Origin of the sequence: Lactobacillus sp. ESL0684 (genome assembly GCF_029392675.1) — a bacterium.
Lineage (GTDB): Bacteria > Bacillota > Bacilli > Lactobacillales > Lactobacillaceae > Lactobacillus.
This window is the reverse complement of record NZ_CP113941.1, coordinates 758,848-778,265: the sequence shown is the minus strand read 5'-3', so window position 1 is coordinate 778,265 and position 19,418 is coordinate 758,848. Positions and strand designations below refer to the sequence as shown.

General features: G+C 38.1%; 16 protein-coding genes. 1 reads left to right on the top strand and 15 read right to left on the bottom strand.

Annotation, left to right across the window (positions count from 1 at the left end; translation table 11 throughout):
• Positions 1–2: 2 nt before the first annotated feature.
• The 13 genes from smc to OZX56_RS03605 form a co-directional block, all read right to left on the bottom strand.
• Positions 3–3,566, bottom strand: a complete 3,564-nt coding sequence (gene smc, locus OZX56_RS03665) for a chromosome segregation protein SMC (RefSeq protein WP_277140225.1) — start codon at positions 3,564–3,566, stop codon at positions 3–5.
• A gap of 9 nt (positions 3,567–3,575) precedes the next feature.
• Entirely contained in the window at positions 3,576–4,262 is a 687-nt protein-coding gene (gene rnc, locus OZX56_RS03660; RefSeq protein WP_277140224.1) for a ribonuclease III, read from the bottom strand.
• 124 nt (positions 4,263–4,386) lie between these two features.
• Positions 4,387–6,156 carry an oligopeptide ABC transporter substrate-binding protein gene (locus OZX56_RS03655; protein ID WP_277126597.1) on the bottom strand — a complete coding sequence of 590 codons (1,770 nt, stop codon included), beginning with the start codon at positions 6,154–6,156 and terminating at the stop codon, positions 4,387–4,389.
• Positions 6,157–6,338: 182 nt separating this feature from the next.
• On the bottom strand, positions 6,339–8,099 hold the full coding sequence (locus OZX56_RS03650) for an oligopeptide ABC transporter substrate-binding protein (protein WP_277140223.1): 1,761 nt from the start codon (positions 8,097–8,099) through the stop codon (positions 6,339–6,341).
• 165 nt (positions 8,100–8,264) lie between these two features.
• Positions 8,265–9,176, bottom strand: coding sequence for an ABC transporter permease (locus OZX56_RS03645; RefSeq protein ID WP_277140222.1), 912 nt, complete (start codon positions 9,174–9,176; stop codon positions 8,265–8,267).
• Between the two features lie 14 nt (positions 9,177–9,190).
• Positions 9,191–10,150 carry an oligopeptide ABC transporter permease gene (gene opp4B / locus OZX56_RS03640; RefSeq protein ID WP_277140221.1) on the bottom strand — a complete coding sequence of 320 codons (960 nt, stop codon included), beginning with the start codon at positions 10,148–10,150 and terminating at the stop codon, positions 9,191–9,193.
• A 2-nt stretch (positions 10,151–10,152) separates the two neighbouring features.
• A complete protein-coding gene (locus tag OZX56_RS03635) occupies positions 10,153–11,118 on the bottom strand; it encodes an ATP-binding cassette domain-containing protein (RefSeq protein WP_277140220.1) in 966 nt (321 codons plus the stop codon).
• A 5-nt stretch (positions 11,119–11,123) separates the two neighbouring features.
• Positions 11,124–12,143: an ABC transporter ATP-binding protein gene (locus OZX56_RS03630; RefSeq protein ID WP_277140219.1), complete on the bottom strand. Its 1,020-nt coding sequence runs from the start codon at positions 12,141–12,143 to the stop codon at positions 11,124–11,126.
• Between the two features lie 122 nt (positions 12,144–12,265).
• Positions 12,266–12,508, bottom strand: a complete 243-nt coding sequence (gene acpP, locus OZX56_RS03625) for an acyl carrier protein (RefSeq protein ID WP_277126603.1) — start codon at positions 12,506–12,508, stop codon at positions 12,266–12,268.
• Between the two features lie 18 nt (positions 12,509–12,526).
• Positions 12,527–13,525, bottom strand: a complete 999-nt coding sequence (plsX, locus tag OZX56_RS03620; RefSeq protein ID WP_277140218.1) for a phosphate acyltransferase PlsX — start codon at positions 13,523–13,525, stop codon at positions 12,527–12,529.
• 19 nt (positions 13,526–13,544) lie between these two features.
• On the bottom strand, positions 13,545–15,578 hold the full coding sequence (gene recG / locus OZX56_RS03615) for an ATP-dependent DNA helicase RecG (RefSeq protein ID WP_277140217.1): 2,034 nt from the start codon (positions 15,576–15,578) through the stop codon (positions 13,545–13,547).
• A 3-nt stretch (positions 15,579–15,581) separates the two neighbouring features.
• Positions 15,582–17,240: a DAK2 domain-containing protein gene (locus tag OZX56_RS03610; protein WP_277126606.1), complete on the bottom strand. Its 1,659-nt coding sequence runs from the start codon at positions 17,238–17,240 to the stop codon at positions 15,582–15,584.
• A 21-nt stretch (positions 17,241–17,261) separates the two neighbouring features.
• The gene (locus OZX56_RS03605; RefSeq protein ID WP_277126607.1) at positions 17,262–17,624 is read right to left on the bottom strand and encodes an Asp23/Gls24 family envelope stress response protein; all 363 of its coding nucleotides are present in this window, start codon (positions 17,622–17,624) and stop codon (positions 17,262–17,264) included.
• 168 nt (positions 17,625–17,792) lie between these two features.
• Here OZX56_RS03605 and rpmB point away from each other — a divergent pair, with 168 nt between their 5' ends.
• Positions 17,793–17,978: a 50S ribosomal protein L28 gene (gene rpmB, locus OZX56_RS03600; RefSeq protein WP_277126608.1), complete on the top strand. Its 186-nt coding sequence runs from the start codon at positions 17,793–17,795 to the stop codon at positions 17,976–17,978.
• 98 nt (positions 17,979–18,076) lie between these two features.
• Here rpmB and OZX56_RS03595 read toward each other — a convergent pair whose 3' ends face one another.
• On the bottom strand, positions 18,077–18,763 hold the full coding sequence (locus tag OZX56_RS03595; RefSeq protein WP_277140216.1) for a thiamine diphosphokinase: 687 nt from the start codon (positions 18,761–18,763) through the stop codon (positions 18,077–18,079).
• On the bottom strand, positions 18,760–19,410 hold the full coding sequence (rpe, locus tag OZX56_RS03590) for a ribulose-phosphate 3-epimerase (protein WP_277140215.1): 651 nt from the start codon (positions 19,408–19,410) through the stop codon (positions 18,760–18,762). Before rpe ends, OZX56_RS03595 begins: the two co-directional genes overlap by 4 nt.
• Positions 19,411–19,418 lie beyond the last annotated feature (8 nt).

Genomic DNA, 19,418 nt, shown 5'->3' with positions numbered 1-19,418 from the left:
TCTTAATTCTCCTTACTTTTTAATTCTTTTAGCGAAACTGATAATACCTGAGAAACACCAGATTCTTGCATTACTACACCATATAATTGATCGGCTTTCTCCATCGTACCTCGGCGGTGAGTGATAACAATGAATTGGGTATGCAAGTCATACTTTTCCAAAAATTGGGCAAATCGGGTGACATTGGCATCATCAAGCGCCGCCTCAACCTCATCTAGCACACAAAATGGCACAGGTTTAACTTGTAACATCGCAAACAACAAAGTAATTGCTGTCAATGCCCGCTCACCACCAGAAAGTAGACTCAAGCGTTGCTGTTTTTTACCCGGTGGCTGCGCCACAATTTCAATTCCAGTCGCTAGTAAATCATTGGGATCAGTCAAGACTAATTTAGCATTACCACCACCAAAAACCACTGGAAAAAGCGATTTAAAGCTATAGGCTACCTGCTTAAAAGTTTTACTAAATCTGCTGCTAACTTCTTGATCCAATTCGGTCATCGATTCATGAAGGTTATCACGTGCTTTTAATAAATCACTCTGCTGATTAGACAAGAAGTCATAGCGCTGCTTAACATTCTCATATTCTTCAATCGATTTCAAATTAACAGGTCCAATATCTTCTAGTGACATTCGGTGCAATTTAACACTTTTTTGTAATTCTTGTCGCGCCTGTTCATCGTTATCTCCAGTAGTTTGCTTCAATGCTGCTTCGTAAGTTAAACCATAATCCTCACGTAAACTAGTTAAACGCTGGTCAATCTGACCGCTCAACTTCGCTAGCTGCACTGAAAAAGTTTCTTGCTCACTAGCCGCATCTTTACGTAAATCATAATTACGGCTAGCAACCTGATCTAATTGATTAATCTGTGCATCGGCTTGCCCTAGGTCACTGCTCAACTGATTTAACTTCTGCTCCAGCTCAGTCTTTTGCTTAGTTTTCAACTCACTCTGACTAAGCAATTGCGTTTTTTTGTGTTGATCTAATTCACCAGCTTGAGATAACTGAGATAACTTTTCCTGCAAAGTTTGAATTTGCGTTTTAGCAGTTGTTAACTCATGCTCTTTGCCCTTTTCCTGACTTGCTAAATTTTCCAACTTATTGGTAAAAACCGCTAGCTGTGGATCAAGTTCAGCTAGCTGTTCCTGTACATGCTGATTAAGGGACGTAAAATTAGCTATTCTTTCTTGCATATCAGCAATTGTCTGTTTTTGCACAGTAATCTTCTGCAACAATGCTTGTTTTTGGTCATTTGCTGACTCTATTTTTTGATTTAACTCCGCAATTTGCTTAGTTTTTTCCTGTTCACGCGATTCAAATAGCTGATTGGCTTCCTTAAGACGATTTACTTCCTTAGACTGATTTTGAAAAGATAAGGTTGCCTCACCTAAATCACGATTAATGTGCTGCAGCTTTTCCTGATTATCAGTCAACTGTTTATCTAGATCTGCATCAACTTCCAGCAACTCGTCGAATTGAGCTTGATCCTGATGGAGTTGACCTTGCAATTGCTTAATTTGTTGCTTAAGTTTGGTTAGTTCCGCCGTTGTCTGTAATGGTGAGTTATTCTTATGGGCACGTTGTCCGCCGCTCATTGACCCACCTGGTGAAATTACATCCCCATCAAGAGTAACAATTCGGTAACGTCCAACTCGCTTAGCTATTTTCAAAGCATGATCGATATCATCAACAATAATCGTACTACCTAACAAATAATTAATTGCCGCACTAATATCCTCATCTGTAGTACTTTTTACTAATTCACTTGCAATTCCTTGAAAACCAGCAAATGATTGCAAAATGCGCACCGTAGACTGCGGAATTGCATATTGCCTTAATGCGTCCAGCGGCAAAAACGTCGCCCGACCAGCATGACTTCGTTTAAGCTGATTAATGGCATCACGGGCACTAGTCCGATTAACTGCAACTAGATCCTGCACTCCAGAACCTAAAGCAGTAGAAATCGCTGCTTCCAGATCGCTTGGAAATGAAATCAATTCACCAATTACCCCAATAATTCCCGGATAATTAGCTAAATTATTTAAGACGTTCTTAACACCATAATAGTAGCCCTCATGGCGCTGCTGAATATTCGCCAGCGCTTCATAACGTGCTTTTAGCTGATTCAAATGCTGACTATTATCATTAACTAGTTGACGTAAATTAGTCAATTGTTCTTGCTGTTGCTCTTTTTGCTCAGTTAAAGTCTGCACACTAGCAGTTGCTGTCTGCCTTTTTTTAGTTAACTTTTTGCCTTGCTGACGCAAATCCTCTAATTCAGCGGTAGCTACCTGTAATTGCTTAGTAACATCATTATTTTGGTAGCTGTGATCATCACGAGTCCGCTTCAATTCAGAATTCAAATAAACAATTTCATTATTATTAGAAGTTTGATCCTGCAATAACTGAATATAATCATTGCGTAAGTCTTCTAATTTTTGATTTAATTGGTCCGGATCTTCATCAAGCTTAGTAGTTAATTCTTGTCTTTTAACTTGTAATTGCTGCTGCTGCTTAGTTAACTGTGCATGTTGCTGCTTAAGCAGTTCGCAATCCTTAGTTAGTGTTTCAGCTTGTTTTTTTAAATCAGCTAATTCAGCTTGGTACTCTTTTTTAGTTGCAGCACTATACTGTTGACTTTGCCCAGCAACCTGTAAGTCAGTATTCAAATCAGATAGTTTCTTTGTCAAAGCCAGCAATTCAGCCTGAGTTTGCTCACGTTGCTTCCTTATTTGTTGGTACTCATCACGCTTAGTCGCGACTGCTTGTTGTGATTCTTTTACTTCACGGTCAAGCTTTGACAAAAGAACTTGATTTTGATCAGCTTTAGTCTGGGTCTGCTCCTTTTGTTTAGCTAAATCCTCAATTTCAAAGGCCAATAAAGATTTCAAATCTTGATCTAGACCTGCTTTCTGAAATTGATATTCTTTAGCAAGCGAGCTTTGTTCATGTAATGGCTCAATTCGCTGTTCTAATTCTTTAACCAAATCATTAATTCGGATTAAATTATCCGTTGTTTGTTCAAGTTGCAGACTCGCAGCTTCTTTTTGCTTTTTAAAATGCAGTACTCCTGCAGCTTCTTCAAATAGTACTCGGCGATCCTGCGGTCTTGAATTTAAAATTTGATCTACGCGTCCCTGGGAAATAATTGCTAAACTATCTTGAGAAATACCCGAATCCATAAACAAGGTCCGTACATCACGTTGACGCACCGAACGCTTGTTAATGAAGTATTCATTATCACCAGAGCGTAAAATTCGCCGTGTTACACTGACCTCATCCGCATTAAAATCCAATTCGCGCTTGTGATTATCAAAAACAATGGTAACTTCCGCATGACTAGCAGCCTTACGAAAATCACTTCCGGCAAAGATAACATCCTTCATGTTCGAGCCACGCAACGATTTAGCACTGGACTCACCCATTACCCAGCGGATTGCTTCGGTAATGTTACTCTTACCACTACCATTAGGACCAACTATCCCTGTAATTCCATGATCAAATTCAATCTTAGTTTTTTGTGCAAAAGATTTAAATCCATCAATAATAAGTTCAGTTAATGGCACATTAGTCTCCTAGTCTAGCTTAGCCAAAGCAGTTTTAGCAGCTTCTTGCTCAGCTGCCTTTTTATTATGACCTTCGCCTTGCGACAGCACTTGATCATTAACTTGTAATTGTACCAAGAAATGTGATGGCAACTGCGATTCTTCTAATACTTGATACTCAATCTTCACCGGACCATCTTGCTGCAATAATTCTTGCAAATCAGTTTTATAATCACGTGAGGCACTAAATTGACCAGCATCAATCAGTGGATAAACAGTCGCTTGCAAAAAACGCTCGACCGCTTCTAAACCTTGATCTAAAAACACAGCTCCGTTAAAAGCTTCAAAGACATCTTCTAATAATGTCTTACGCGAGCGTGCACCCGCCTTTTCTTCACCATTGCCTAATTGAATTTCACTAGAAAAATCAAACTTCTCTGCAAATTCTGAAAAGCCTTCAGTATCAACGATATTGGACCGCATTCGGGTTAATTCACCTTCATTTAAATTAGCAAAATGACGATATAAATAATCCGAAATAGTAAACTCGAGCACCGCATCACCTAAAAATTCTAACTTTTCATAATTACGCAAATGCTGATGAGGATGCTCATTGACATATGAGGAATGCGTGAATGCTTCCTCTAATAACTTAGGATTGTTAAATTCAATCCCATACTTAGTCTTTAATTGTGTCGTGAATTTAGTACTAACCATTAATCTGCCTCCTTACTCTGTCTTGATTATACCAGTTTTTTAGTTATAAAATGAAAAATTACAGTCGGTATTTTTGCCTAGCAAAAAAACTTGAGAACTTAATCCCAAGTTTTTTTAAGATCAACTATTTAGCATAACCAACTTGATACCATAATTGGTGTCCGTTGTTATTCTTTGATGGCTTAGTTGAGTAGCCGGTAATCTTATCATTAACTGCATCAACTTGATAAGAGTTATCAATCGGAATTACAAAGGCTTCATCATTCATGTACTTTTGCCATTCATGGAATTTTTGAACCCGATATTTATGATCAAAGGCTTTTTGTGAATCCATTTCTGCCAATAATTTGTTGTTCTTTGGCGTAACAAAACGCTCATAGTTGGACATCGTACCTTCGCTGTACATCTGGACTTGTGAAGGTTCACTTGATAATGTCCAACCAGCATCAAACATATCGATATTTGGATCGTCATGTTGAACTTTATCATAGAATGAATTGAGTTCTGTTAAACGATCACCAACCAACTTAACATTTAAGCCAATCTTCTTCCATTGCTGAATGTAATTTTGAGTAATCGATTCTTTAGTCGCACCCTTATTAGCATCAGTCTTAGACAAGTAGTTAATTACTAACGGCTTACCATTAGGTTGTGTGCGCCACTTGCCCTTCTTTTTATAGCCTGCTTTATCAAGAATTTCATTGGCCTTTTTAAGGTTGTAAGTGTAACCCTTAACGTCCTTGTTATGATAATCGCCAAATTCTTTTGGAATTAAAGTTGGAATTTGGAAACTCAAGCCATCAGTATAGCGCTTGTCAACTGCCTGAGTATTCATCGCATAACCAATTGCTTGCCGCAGTGGCTTGGTCATCTTCGGGTTCTTGTCCATAACGTTCTTAGATTGCTTACTATCCCATTTACCAACTTTAAATCCAAGATAGTAATATGCTAGTGGAACTTCAGCAACAAAGTTAACACCCTTAGTATCTTTAACTTGTTTCCATTGTGAATTAATAACTCGAGTAACATCAAACTTCTTGTTTTTGATAGCTTGTGAAGCAGAATTTGGTGAAACCACTTGGTAAATAATCTTATCTAATTTTGGTTTACCACGCCAATAATACTTGTTTGGTACCCAAGTAACAGATTGACCACGAACGAGCTTATCTAACTTATATGGACCAAAATACAGTGGCTTCTTTCTAACCTGATCAGAAGATTGCAGCTTCTTAAATGGGATATCTTTGAGATAGTGATATGGCGCTGCCATTTCCCAAATATAGCCATTACCACTGTTGGTCATGCCTGGTTTAAGCTCTGAACAATGCAATACAGCTACTCGACCATTCTCACCATCAGGCATTTCAATTCCTGAAATGGTCTTTGCCTTGCCTTCATGATATTCCTTCATACCATTGATAATATTAAATTGACTGGAATATCTTTGCGACTTAGTTTCCTTATTGGCAATAATCTCATAAGCATATTCCACATCTTTAGCAGTTACCTGCTTACCGTCAGACCACTTAACACCTTTTTTGATAGTAATGGTAGCTGTCTTAGCTTTGCGGTCAAGCTTTAATGTGGCTGGACCTTTGTCATTAATCTTATAATTATCATCAGTGTCAAACAAAGATTCTTGACCAGGACCAGCAATATCGCTGTCCACTTGACTCATTTGCAGTTCTTCATTAAAGATTCCCGTAAATGGCGTATCAGTTTCTTCAGCAACTTTTAAAGTTCCACCTTGCTTGGCCGTCTTAACTGGTGAAGCACTTGGAAATTTGGTACTTGGCTTAGTATCCTTAGTATTGTTGCTCTTACCACAGGCTACTAAAGTTAAAGCAGCAGCAGAAACAAGTCCTACTGAACTTAAAAATTTTCCTTTTTTCATAATTGGGTTTCTCCTCCTAGGTAATAAAGCGCGAAGATTTTGAAACAAGTTAGTAAACTAATAATAGCATATTATAAACGATATAGAAAATACTTTATTGCTAATAATAACCTAATTTAAATATATCATTGGGCAAAAGAAAAACATTTCGGATTAACCCGAAATGTTTTTAAAACTCTATTTTACTTAGTATATGCAACATTAAAGTATTTACTATTACTATCCGAAGGCTTAAGTGAATAGCCCGTTACTTTATCATTGACTGCAGATACCTCATATGCATTATCCATTGGAATTACATAAGCTTCTCTATCCATGTATTTTTGCCATTCATGGAATTTTTGAACCCGATATTTATGATCAAAGGCTTTTTCGGAATCCATTTCTGCCAGTAATTTATTATTTTCTTTAGAAACAAAGCGGCTATAGTTAAATGGCGCTTTTTCATTATACAGATCATTTGGTGATGGCTCACTTGAAAGTCCCCAAACACCATTGAACATATCTACTCCTGAAGCATCATTTTGCAGTTTATCGTAGAAACTATTGCCTTCAGTCAGACGTCCGCCTACCAACTTAACATTTAAGCCGACTTTCTTCCATTGTTGCAAAAAGTTTTGAATAATCGGTTCTTGAACTGAGGTACCTTGCATTGCTAAAAAGTTAATGGTTAATGGCTTACCATTTGGCTGAGTACGCCACTTACCCTTCTTCTTGTAACCAGCTTTGTCTAAAATTTGATTGGCCTTTTTGAGATTATAAGTATAACCTTTAATATCCTTATCAAAGTAATCGCCAAATTCTTTAGGAATTAAAGTTGGAATTTGAAATTTGATTCCTTTAGTATATCGCTTATCAACTTGATCAACATTCATGGCATAACCAATAGCTTGGCGCAGCGGCTTAGTCATTTTCGGATTTTTGTCCATGACATTTTTGCCTTTTTTGGCATCCCATTTTCCAACCTTAAAGCCCATATAAGCATACGACAACGGAACATTAGCAACAAAATTAACTTTTTTAGTGTTTTTAACCTGAGTCCACTGATTTGACTTTATTTTTAAAATATCAAATCTATGACTCTTAACTGCTTGCGAAGCAGAATCAGGACTTAGAATTGAAAGAACAATTTTATCAAGTTTAGGTGTCCCACGCCAATAATATTTATTTGGTACCCAAGTGGTTGATTGACCACGAACGGTCTTGCTCATTCTGTATGGTCCAAAGAAAAGCGGACTTTTTCTAACCTTATCACTTGATTCCAACTTATCAAACGGAACATCTTTTAAGTAATGATATGGTTCTGCGTATTCCCAGAAATAACCATTACCTGAGTTATACATACCTGGTTTCATTTGTTTAAAGTGTAATACAACTTTACGGCCACTTTCACCATCCGGCATCTCAATACCAGAAATATCTTTTGCTTTGCCGTTATGATAGTCAGCTAAACCTTCAATGTTAGCCAAACTGTCAGTATATCTTTGTGACTTAGTCTTCTTATTAGCTATAATTTCATATGGATATTCAACATCCTTAGCAACAACTTGTTTGCCATCAGACCATTTAACGCCTTTCTTAACTTCAATCGTAACAGTTTTAGCTTTACGATCCAATTTGAAAGTAGCTGGACCCTTATTATTAATCTTATATTGATCGTTTGTATCAAACAAGGATTCAATTCCAGGTTGCATCATTTCTAAGTCTGTTTGAATAGTATACAATTCTGGTGCAAATATGCCAGTAGCAGGTGAAGCAGACAGAACAGCCTGTTTCAAAGTACCACCTTTTTTAGTAGTCTTAACTGGTGTTTCCTCTGGGAACTTGTTAGCCTTTTTACCTTCATTTGCATCATCGTTATTTCCACTTTTACCACAAGCAGCTAAAGTCAAAGCTGCGGCAGTAATGATTCCTAATGAACCGAATAATTTTGTTTTACCCATCGCTTTTACTCCTATCCATAAAATACGTATTACTATCTTTGAAACAAGTCATAGTTAAATGGTACCATACAAAATTAGTTTTTTAAATAATATACTTAATAGCTATTTAATATACCAAATCACAATAACAAAAAAGAGTTCATCTCGCGATGAACTCTTTTAAACTTAATTTTCTCGTTGTCTAGCGTCGCCTGCCCGTTGCAGTGCTCGACCAACATAATTAATACTCAACGAAATAGCCAACAGCAAAATAGTTGCCGGTAACCATAACCACGGCCGATTAACCACGTTAACTGGGTCGTTGGCAAAACCGATTAAGGTACCAAGCGACGGTGTCGTCGGCGGTAAGCCGTAGCCGATAAAGGACAACGTTGTCTCAATACCGATATTTGACGCAATGTTTAACACTACATCAATAATAATCATCGAGGTAATATTAGGCAGCACTTCACGGAACATGATTTTTAAGTCTGATGAACCCGACGTCTTAGACGCCAGCACATAGTCCCGCTCTCGCTGGGATAGAATAAACGCCCGATAATATCGCACTTCACTAGTCCAGCCAAATAGCGAAATAATCATCACTAATGTTGCCGGAGTATAGTTAGGAATAACTGAAACCAGAACAATTTCAATCGGCAATACTGGTAGCACTTGAACGAAGTCCACGATTCGCATGATAATCATGTCCACAGTACCACCATAGTACCCAGCAACTAGCCCAATAACCAGTCCAACAGTTAAACAAATGACAGTTACCGCTAGTCCAATGGTAATCGAATTACGACCACCCATGATAAGCAGCTTCAAAATGTCACGACCACCATCATCGGTACCAAGCAGATGGCCATTTTCACCCCAGCCATAATAGGCATCCATGATATTAATTTCAGTAACTTGCTCACGATTCAAGAACATTGAGCCCACAAATGTAATCAATAAGAGCAAAATAATTAACAAGACGGCAGTTCTAGCTACCTTATCACGCCAAATCTCGTGCACAACTACTCTAAAACCCGAAGGACGAGAAGAAACTTTTACTTCTTCATCAGCAGTATTTTCTTTTTTATTAGACAATTTCTTCCCCTCCTCTATTTAACTCTAATTCGTGGATCAACAATACTCATGATAATATCTGATAGCAAGTTACCTAATAAAGTTAAAATACCAAAGATCAAAATCAAAGCTGTTAAAGTCGTGTAATCACGTTGCCCAATTGAATCTAGGAACAATTTACCCATTCCTGGATAACTGAAGACCGATTCAACCACCATGGATCCACTAAGTAATCCAGTAATTGTCGTTCCAAATGACGATGCAATTGGCAATAATGAGTTACGCAGAATATGTTTATTGAAGACGACATTTTCCGGAACACCCTTACTATGAGCAGTCCGGACATAGTCTTCAACCTTATTATCAACAATTCCAGTTCTAAGGTATTGTACAATTGAGGTTGTTGAAATCAGCGCAACTAAAATTGCAGGCAATAACATGTGATAGAATTGGCTACCAACAGTACCCCAGAACCCTGATGCATTTGCAGCAACAGAACCAGAGATTGGAAACCAGCCTAAAGTAAAACCGAATAACCAAATTGCTAAAATATAGAACACAAATGGTGGAATGGCTAAAGTCAAATAATTAAAAATTTGCACAGTTTGATCTTGCCATTCATCTTGGTGGCGACCAGCAGAGATTCCCATTGGAATAGCAATTATGTAAGTTAAAATAGTGGTTAATAGGGCTAACCAAAAAGTATTAACGGCACGATCGGCAATTAATGAAACAACTGGCACGTGTTGAATATAGCTAGTCCCTAAATCGCCATGGAACAGGTTATTAACCCAGCGACCGTACTGAACAGGTATAGGATCATATAGCCCAGCTGCACGCTTCAGCGCCTCTAATTGTTTAGGGTCAGTATTAGGGTTAATTTGTCCAGTAAATGGATCACCTGGCATCATTTTAGCCAAAACAAAGACTAAAAAACTCAAGATAATAATTTGCGGAATCATAACCAAAAAACGTCTAAGAATTGTTTTCCACATTTTTAGTCACTCTCCTTTGCTTGATTTACTTGTTCTGGCGGCAGCGCAACATAGTGCTTACCTGAAACTAATTGCAGCGGATAAACGCGACCATTCTGGTCATACCACTTACTTTGATCATTACGAAACTCTTGTTCAACGCGATTACGCTCTTTTTTATGTACTTCTCGTTCTTCAACATTCACCTTGGGGATTGCTGACAAGAGCCTTTTAGTATAAATATGCATTGGGTGATTATAAATATCTTCCCTTGTACCAATTTCGACTAAACGACCACGGTGCATAATGGCTAAGTTTTCAGACATATGCTTAACCACACCTAAATCATGTGAAATGAACAGATAAGCAATATTATATTGCTGCTGAATATGCTTCATAAAGTTTAGAACCTGTGCTTGAACTGATAAGTCTAACGCACTAGTCGGTTCATCAGCCACAATCAACTTAGGATTAGTTGCAACAGCACGCGCAACCCCAATTCTTTGTCTTTGACCACCTGAAAACTCATGAGGATATTTGTAAATTGCATCACTTGGCATCCCAACAATATCAAGTAGTTCTTGTACTCGATCGCGTTCTTGGTCAGTGGTTAAATTTTCAAAATTGCGGATTGGCTCCGCAATAATATCTTCAATTCGCTTACGCGGATTCATACTGGACATCGAATCCTGGAAAATCATTTGGACGTCCTTATTGTAATTAAGTCGTCTTCTATTCTTGGACTTAGTAATATCAACGCCCTTGTAAATAATTTCACCACTAGTTACAGGTTCAACACCTACGATAGCTTTACCTGTAGTTGATTTACCAGAACCAGACTCACCAATTAAGCCGTAAGTTTCACCCTCGTTGATCGTAATGCTGACATCGTCAACTGCGCGCACAGCACCAGTTACCCGATTCCAAAAACCAGACCTAATTGGGTAATGAACCTTCAGATTCTTAATTTGAATTATTTCTTTCGTCATAAATTCTACTCCCCACTTGCTACTGCATCTTGGTCTTGAAAGTGGAACGTCTTCCAGCAAGTACATCTTACCCAATGACCAGGTTCGACTTCGTGCATGACTGGATCTTTTTCGTGACTACTTTCAGGAATCCACGGAATTCTAGATGCAAACCGATCACCTTCACGCGGCATCTTTTGCAATGATGGCACAGTCCCTTGAATTACGTGCAAATCTTCGTCTTCATCATCAGACTGCGGCATGGAATTGAGCAGAGAACGCGTATATGGATGCAGCGGATTTGCAAAAATAGTCTTGACATCAGCCTTTTCAACTACTTGTCCTGCATACATAACTGCAACTTCGTCAGCTGTTTCAGCTACTACGCCTAAATCGTGAGTAATTAAAATAATTCCAGAGTGTGTCTGCTGCTGGATATCTTCTAATAGGTCTAAAATCTGAGCTTGAATCGTAACGTCTAAGGCAGTAGTTGGCTCATCTGCAATAATAATTTCTGGTTTACATGCAATTGCCATCGCAATAACGACCCGCTGCCGCAATCCACCGGATAATTCATGAGGATACATCGCAAACATTTCTTCTGGTTGCGGCATTCCAACTTGATTAAATAATTCAATTACCCGACTATGACGCTCTTTTTCATTCATATCTGTATGATAATAGAGTGTTTCAGCAACTTGATCACCAACTCGCATTAATGGGTTTAAACTTGCAAGAGGATCTTGGAAGATCATACCAATCTTATTACCGCGAATTTTATCAAACAAAGACTCATTCAAGCCTACCAAGTTCAATTCATTATATAAAATATCACCGGTTACTTTTGTATTTTTATGGTCGTACAAGCCAATAATGCTTGCAGCAATTGTACTCTTACCACAGCCAGATTCACCTACAACTGATAAAATCTCATCACGCTTCAGAGTAATATTGATATCATCTGCGGCATCATAAAACTTACCTTGTAAACGATATGCAGTATGCATATGCTGGATATCTAGTAAGAGATCACTTTGTTTTTCCAAAGTTCATTTCCCCTCTCAAATTTTCCAATAATTCATTAAAGATATTTAATAAATTTATTTAAATTATAATTATAAACATCTATTAGGCTCCATGCAAACCTTAAAATGATTTTTTGGCAAAATTACTGTTGGTGTGCGGTAACATAACTGACTGCATCACCAACGGTTTTAATCTTTTCAGCATCCTCATCTGGAATTTCAGCACCGAATTCATCTTCTAATTGCAAAATAAATTCTACCAAGTCAATTGAATCAGCATCCAAATCGCTGGTAAAGTTAGTTTCATTGGTAATCTTGCTTGCATCAACTTCAAAATTATCTGCTAAGATATCCCTAATTTTTGTAAAAATTTCTGTTTCACTCATTGTATATTTCTCCTCTATTTATTTTTTTGTTGCAAATTCTGCTTTAAAATCATCAATAATCTTTTCTGATAAAATCTTATCAACTTGTTTAAGCGTGTAATAAATTGCCCGCTGATCAGAGCGGCCATGCGTTTTCACAATTGGCGCATTAACTCCCAATAATACAGCACCGCCATATTTAGAAGTATCAAATTTTGAAATTAAACCTTTGAGCGCCTTCTTGATTAGCAGAGCACCTAATTTAGTAAACAAACCATTATTTAGCAAACTATCTTTAAGCATGTGAATTAAAACACTGGAAGTACCTTCAATATTCTTTAAAATTGCATTCCCAGTAAAGCCGTCTGTGGCAACCACATCGGCTTTTCCCTCCAGCAATTCATTACCCTCGATATTGCCAATAAAGTTCAAATCACTATCTAGCAGCAATTGATAAGCTTGTTGGTGAATATCATCACCTTTATCACTTTCAGCACCATTATTAAGTAAGGCAACTCGCGGATTTGACACACCCCGAATTTTTTCAGCATAGTAGACTGCCATTTGTGCCCAATTAAGAATATACTCAGGTTTACTCTTGGCATTAGCCCCAACATCAATCATATTGAAGCCATCATCTGAGTTTTTAACTGGCAACGTCGGCATTAGGCCTGGGCGAGCTACCCCCTTAATGCGACCAATAATAAAAATTCCGCAAGACAACAATGCCCCGGTATTACCTAGTGACAACAATGCATCAGCCTTACCCGCTTTAACATATTGAGCTGCAACCACCAAGGATGAATCCTTCTTATTGCGAATCGCTTTAACTGGTTCATCTTCGTCATTGATAACCTCAGTAGTCCCTACTACTTCTACTCGCTCCGTATCCGAATCTAGCAACCGCTTGATTTTAGTTTCATCACCAAACAAAATAAAGTTGGTTTGCGTTAATTCTGTTTTGACTTGCAAAACCGCCTTAACGATTGCTTCTGGTGCATTTTCGCCGCCCATGGCATCGATCGCAATTGTTCTCATTTTAATTATCCAATTCCTCCTAAGTCCTGCCTTGTTGCAACTTTTTATATTCTAACACTTCTTTTAAAACTTGATGATCATTTCGTGTAAGAGTCGGGTCTTGGGCAATTAAATTCTGTGCAACCTTTTGAGCAACTACCAGAGTTTCATAATCATTAACCACATTACCAACTTGAAATTCTGGCAATCCTGATTGCGCCTTGCCAAATAGATCGCCCTCGCCACGCAGTTTAAGATCTTCCTTAGCCAATTTAAAACCATCAGTTGTGTCTGCAACAACTTTCATCCGACTTTTACCAGCCTGCGTTTTCGGATCAGCAACAAAGACACAATAACTTTGCGTTGTACCACGTCCAATTCGTCCGCGCAATTGATGCAGTTGACTTAGACCAAAGCGATCCGCATCATAGATCACCATCATATTAGCATTAGCTACATCAACTCCGACTTCAATGACACTAGTCGCCACTAAAATATCAATTTCACCAGCTGCAAAGGTCGTCATTATCTCATCTTTTTTAATACCTGGCATTTGTCCGTGCAGTAATACAACTTTTTGCTGCGGAAAATCATGACTAAGTTTAGTCAAGAGTTCTTCAGCATTTTTTAAATCAATTGCCTCGGATTCTGAAATTAACGGAGTAACTGCATAAATCTGAAATCCTTGATCAAGTTGATGCTGCATTAGCCGGTAGACTTCATCTAACTGGCTACTTGTTTTCCAAGCTGATTTAATTTGCTTGCGCCCAGCAGGCAAATGACGAATTTCAGAAACAGTCGTCTGACCATAAACCGTTAGCGCTAGTGTCCGCGGAATCGGCGTGGCTGTCATCGTCAAAACGTCAGGATGATTCCCTTTATTAATTAAAGCCTGCCGCTGATTTACGCCAAAGCGATGTTGCTCATCAATAATCACTAAGCCCAGCTGCTTAAAAATCACTTTATCCTGAATTAGCGCATGTGTGCCAATCACTACATTAATTGTACCATCCGTTAATTCTTGGTAAATTTCTCGACGCTCTAAAGTTTTGGTTGTTCCGGTAAGCAAAGCAACTCTTACCCCGAGTGGCCGCAACAATTCATCAATTTTTCTAAAGTGCTGAGTAGCCAAGATTTCAGTTGGTACCATTAACGCAACTTGAAAACCAGCTGTAATTGCCGCAAAAATCGCATAGACTGCTACAACAGTTTTACCTGAACCAACATCACCCTGCAAAAGCCGCTGCATTTGCTTATCAGAATGTAAATCAGCAAAAATTTCATTGATCACCTGTTTTTGATCTTTCGACAATTCAAATGGCAATGAAGCAGTTAATTTAGCCACCTGAGCCAAATCATACTTTTTTGCACTACCTTGCTTTTGCTGGTTTCCATGTGTTAGCTGAGCCAGCTCTGTTTGAAAAATAAAAAATTCCCGAAAAGTAGCACTGCGCTTAGCCTGTTTTACTTCATATCCATTTTTGGGATGGTGCATCTTCGAAATGATTTCTTGCTCAGGCAGTAAACGATACTTTTGCCGAACTTCAACTGGTACAATATCTTCCACTTGCTCCAAAAAATCCGTTAAAGCCAAATTAATCAGATCAACTAACTTTTTTTGTTTAATATGCTGATTAACCGGATAAATTGGCGCCATCCCACTATCATTTTCTTTAGCAGCGACAAATTTAAAGGCCGATAGACTCTGTTTGGCTGCATTATACTTGCCATATATCGCAACTTCTTGAGCAACTTCTACCTTATCTTTAAGCCATGGCTGATTAAAAAAATTGACCATGACAACATCATGGTCAATTCTTAATTTAAAACTGAGCCGACTCTTTTTGTAGCCAAAACGACTAACAAAAGGTGCAGTAGCAACAATTCCTTTAAGCATTACTTTTTGACCATCCATGATCTGATCAAGCGGCATCGTCTGCAATTCATCATAGCGAAAAGGAAAATAAAATAATAAATCATAAATACTATAAATTCCCAGATTACCCAAAGCTGCAGCTGTCTTAGTACCAACACCCTTTAAATCAGTCACAGGAGCAAATAATGTTGTATTCATTAGCTATTCAACGGAAACCAAGAAATCGTAAACTGGTTGGCCGCCATCATGAACTTCGAATTCGAAATCAGCATACTGCTGTTTAAGAGCAGCTATTACTTGTTCTGCCTGCTTCTGATTAGCGTCTCGACCATAAATAATGGTAATGATTTCCGAATCCTCATCTACCATCTTTTCAACCATTTTAACAGTTGCTGGAATTAACTCAGATTCTGCAACTTGAATATCACCATCAACAATTCCAAGGTAATCGTTTTGATGAATTTCAACCTCGTTGATAACTGTATCCCGGTTAGCTTTAGTTACTTCTCCCGAAACAACCATCTCAAGCTCAGCAGTCATGTTTTCAACATTTTCATCTAAAGAAGCATCAGCATCAAAAGATAACATTGCCGTCAAGCCTTGTGAAATTGTCTTAGATGGAACAATACCAACAGGAATATCGCTAACCTCAGCCGCCTGCTTAGCCGCCATCACAATATTACCGTTATTAGGCAGAACGATTGCTTTTTGTGCGCCAGACTTCTTAATTGCATCGATAATGTCCTGAGTCGATGGGTTCATCGTTTGCCCACCAGAAATGATACGATTGACGCCTTCACTTTCAAAGAGTTTCCGAACACCATTACCTGAAGCAACCGCAATTACAGCAAAATCAACATCTGCTTGCTTATGCTCACTATCATTGACAATTGTTTCATGCTGAATTCGCATATTGTCAATCTTGATTTTACCTAATTGTCCAAACTGGCTACCATAAGCGAAAACTTGACCTGGATACTCTGTATGAACATGAACTTTAGCAACTTCATTATCAGAAACGGCCAAAAGCGAATCACCAAGCTCTGATAAATGGCTGCGAAATTCTTCTAAATCAAATGGCTTTTTATTAGGAACATCGGCAGTTAAATCAACCATAATTTCTGTACAATAACCATTAGCAATATCTTGCGTAGCTAACTGAGATTGCACTGATTGGTGATGCATGGCATTGATCATTTCATCCATTTCACCTTTATCAGGTTGATATTTATCAGCAAAATTCTCGCCAAGCAGCCCTTCTAAGAAGCCCTCATATATAAAGAGCAAGCCCTGACCACCTGAGTCAACGACGCCAACTTGTTTAAGAACAGGCAATAAATCTGGCGTTGTCTTTAAAGATTCTTTGGCACCATTAACAATAGCAGCCATTACTTCTTCAACATCATCAGTTTCATTAGCCTTGTTAGCACCCTCCTGGGCAGCAACTCTAGCAACTGTCAGGATTGTTCCTTCAACAGGCTTCATCACTGCCTTATAAGCGGTAGCCACTCCATTAGAAAAAGCATTAGCTAGCTCTTGTGCGTTCAAAGTCTGCATACCTTGGGTAGCCTTATAAATTCCACGGAAAAGTTGCGAGGAGATAACACCACTATTGCCGCGAGCGCCCATTAACATGCCCTTAGCCAAACTTTCAGTTAAATCACCAACACTTGCACTAGTATTCTGGGCAACAGCTTTAGCACCACTTTCAATAGTTAAATTCATGTTAGTCCCTGTATCACCGTCTGGAACCGGAAAAACATTCAATGAATCAACGAATTCAGCGTTTTGACTCATTCTATGAGTCGCTACCCGCACCATATCTCGAAATTTTTTGCTATCTATTTCCTTTAAAACCAATATTCTTAACCTCCGACTTGATTATTCATCAAGTACTTTAACACTCTGAACAATCACATTAACAGCCTTGGTATCAATCCCCAGCTGATTCTTCAAGTTGAATTTAACGCTGTCTTGAACATTACGACTAACTTCAGAAATCTTCAAGCCATAACCAACGACAATATAGACATCAACTGTAATTTCATTATCTTCTGATTGGACAACAACACCACGCCGATAATTTGCTCGATTAAGAATACCATCGAAACCATCGCGAATGGCATTTTTTGAGGCCATGCCAACTACACCATAATTTGAAGTAGCTGCACTACCCACGACGGTTGCAATTACACCGTTTGAAATATCAATCAAACCTGTTTTTGTTTTGATTTTAACAGCCATTGTTTATCCTCCATCTCATTAATTTTGATATATAAATCTATTTTATCATAGTAATCGCCGATAAACTTAAAAATCCTTTGATGTAAAAAAATACTTTTGCGGTTGCAATGCCTTTTGAGTTATGCTATCTTAGATTAGTATGAAAACACAATAAAGGAGGTTTAGCAAATGGCAAAAGATTATATTACAGGTAAGAAGACTGCTTTTGGTAACACCCGTTCTCACTCATTGAATTCAAGTCGGCGTACTTGGAAGCCAAACCTTCAAAAAGTTCGTATTCTTGTTGACGGTAAGCCAAAGCGTGTATGGGTTTCAACTAAAACTTTGAAATCTGGTAAAGTTACCCGCGCATAATTAAAAAAGCTAACAGTATTTTCTGTTAGCTTTTTTGTTAATAATAGTTTAACTAAAAAGCTGATGAAGTAACATACTCTTCATCAGCTTTTTAATTGTTAAATATTTTGAAATCGGTCTAGGTCTTTGGCCTGAATGACTGCCACCACTCCCTTAGCAAAGGAAAGCTCAAAATCATCACTAGCTGGCAAAAACTCGTTGGAACTAAATGAGACCGGATAATCACGACAATAATGTTCTAAATCATATCTAGCATGTTTAATGTTCAAATCGGTCACTGCCGTTAATGTGGCAACGCCAAAATAAGAGTACCCCGCTAATCGCTGCACTTGGTGTTGACCAGGATTATAAAAACTAATTGCATTTTGTTCATCAATTAACACCATCTTTTCAGCAAAAGGTCTCATTTGTGGATGCAAACACATCAAAAAATTATTTAAAAAATGGTCAATTCTGCCACCAGTTGCGCCATACATTGTTAATGAATCAACCTGATAATCTTCAAAAGCATATCTAATCATTAATTCGGTATCCGTAAAATCCTTAGCAGCTGCCGAATACCGAATATCGCTAACATTAGCCTCAATTTGAGCCAATTCTTTTGGTTTGAGCGAATCAAAGTCACCAACTGCTAAGTCGGGAACAAACCCTAGTTCTTCTAACAAGATACTGCCTCGATCAACTCCGATTAATAAAACCTGCTTTTTTCGAGCTAGCAATAACTGCTGCTTAAGGTCTGCTGGCCACTTATTCTCTGGACCACCTAATAAAGCGATTGCCTTCATTGCAATATCTCCGTTAACTCAGCTATCTGATCAGTAATAGTTCCGGTTTGAAAAATATAAGACCCAGCGACAAAAATATCGGCACCTGCTTGTTTAGCAATTTGTGCAGTTTGTGCATTAATCCCACCATCTACTTCAATTGAAACTTTATCTGGAACAATTTGCCTAACAGCTTGAATTCTGTCACTGGATTTAGGCAAAAACTTTTGTCCACCAAAACCAGGATAAACTGTCATCACTAGTACTTGATCAATTTTGTCAACAAATTTAGTTAAGACTTCTACCGAGGTATCTGGACTAAGCACGATTCCCGTCTTAACGCCATGGTCAAGCAGATAATTTAGCCAATGGTCAAGCTCTTCTTCACTCATAGCTTCATAATGTAATTCAACCAAATCTGCTTTGGCTTGCACAAAAGCAGGTACTAAAGTTTGCGGTTGGTCACTCATTAAATGAATTTCAGAAGTAATTTGCGGAAATTTTTCCTTAAAATCGCTAATCAGTTGCGGACCAAAAGACAAGTTAGGCACAAAGTGACCATCCATAATATCAATATGAAAGCGGCTAACTCCAGCTTTGATAGCAGTTGTTAATTCTGACTGCAAATTTAAATTATCGGCATTTAAAATTGATGGTGCAATTAGCATTTTATCTC

Excerpts from the sequence above, each read along its gene's own strand:
- rnc (WP_277140224.1), bottom strand. The coding sequence starts at position 4,262 with ATGGTTAGTACTAAATTCACGACACAATTAAAGACTAAGTATGGGATT.
- OZX56_RS03655 (WP_277126597.1), bottom strand. The coding sequence starts at position 6,156 with ATGAAAAAAGGAAAATTTTTAAGTTCAGTAGGACTTGTTTCTGCTGCT.
- OZX56_RS03650 (WP_277140223.1), bottom strand. The coding sequence starts at position 8,099 with ATGGGTAAAACAAAATTATTCGGTTCATTAGGAATCATTACTGCCGCA.
- opp4B (WP_277140221.1), bottom strand. The coding sequence starts at position 10,150 with ATGTGGAAAACAATTCTTAGACGTTTTTTGGTTATGATTCCGCAAATT.
- OZX56_RS03635 (WP_277140220.1), bottom strand. The coding sequence starts at position 11,118 with ATGACGAAAGAAATAATTCAAATTAAGAATCTGAAGGTTCATTACCCA.
- acpP (WP_277126603.1), bottom strand. The coding sequence starts at position 12,508 with ATGAGTGAAACAGAAATTTTTACAAAAATTAGGGATATCTTAGCAGAT.
- plsX (WP_277140218.1), bottom strand. The coding sequence starts at position 13,525 with ATGAGAACAATTGCGATCGATGCCATGGGCGGCGAAAATGCACCAGAA.
- recG (WP_277140217.1), bottom strand. The coding sequence starts at position 15,578 with ATGAATACAACATTATTTGCTCCTGTGACTGATTTAAAGGGTGTTGGT.
- OZX56_RS03605 (WP_277126607.1), bottom strand. The coding sequence starts at position 17,624 with ATGGCTGTTAAAATCAAAACAAAAACAGGTTTGATTGATATTTCAAAC.
- rpmB (WP_277126608.1), top strand. The coding sequence starts at position 17,793 with ATGGCAAAAGATTATATTACAGGTAAGAAGACTGCTTTTGGTAACACC.
- OZX56_RS03595 (WP_277140216.1), bottom strand. The coding sequence starts at position 18,763 with ATGAAGGCAATCGCTTTATTAGGTGGTCCAGAGAATAAGTGGCCAGCA.
- rpe (WP_277140215.1), bottom strand. The coding sequence starts at position 19,410 with ATGCTAATTGCACCATCAATTTTAAATGCCGATAATTTAAATTTGCAG.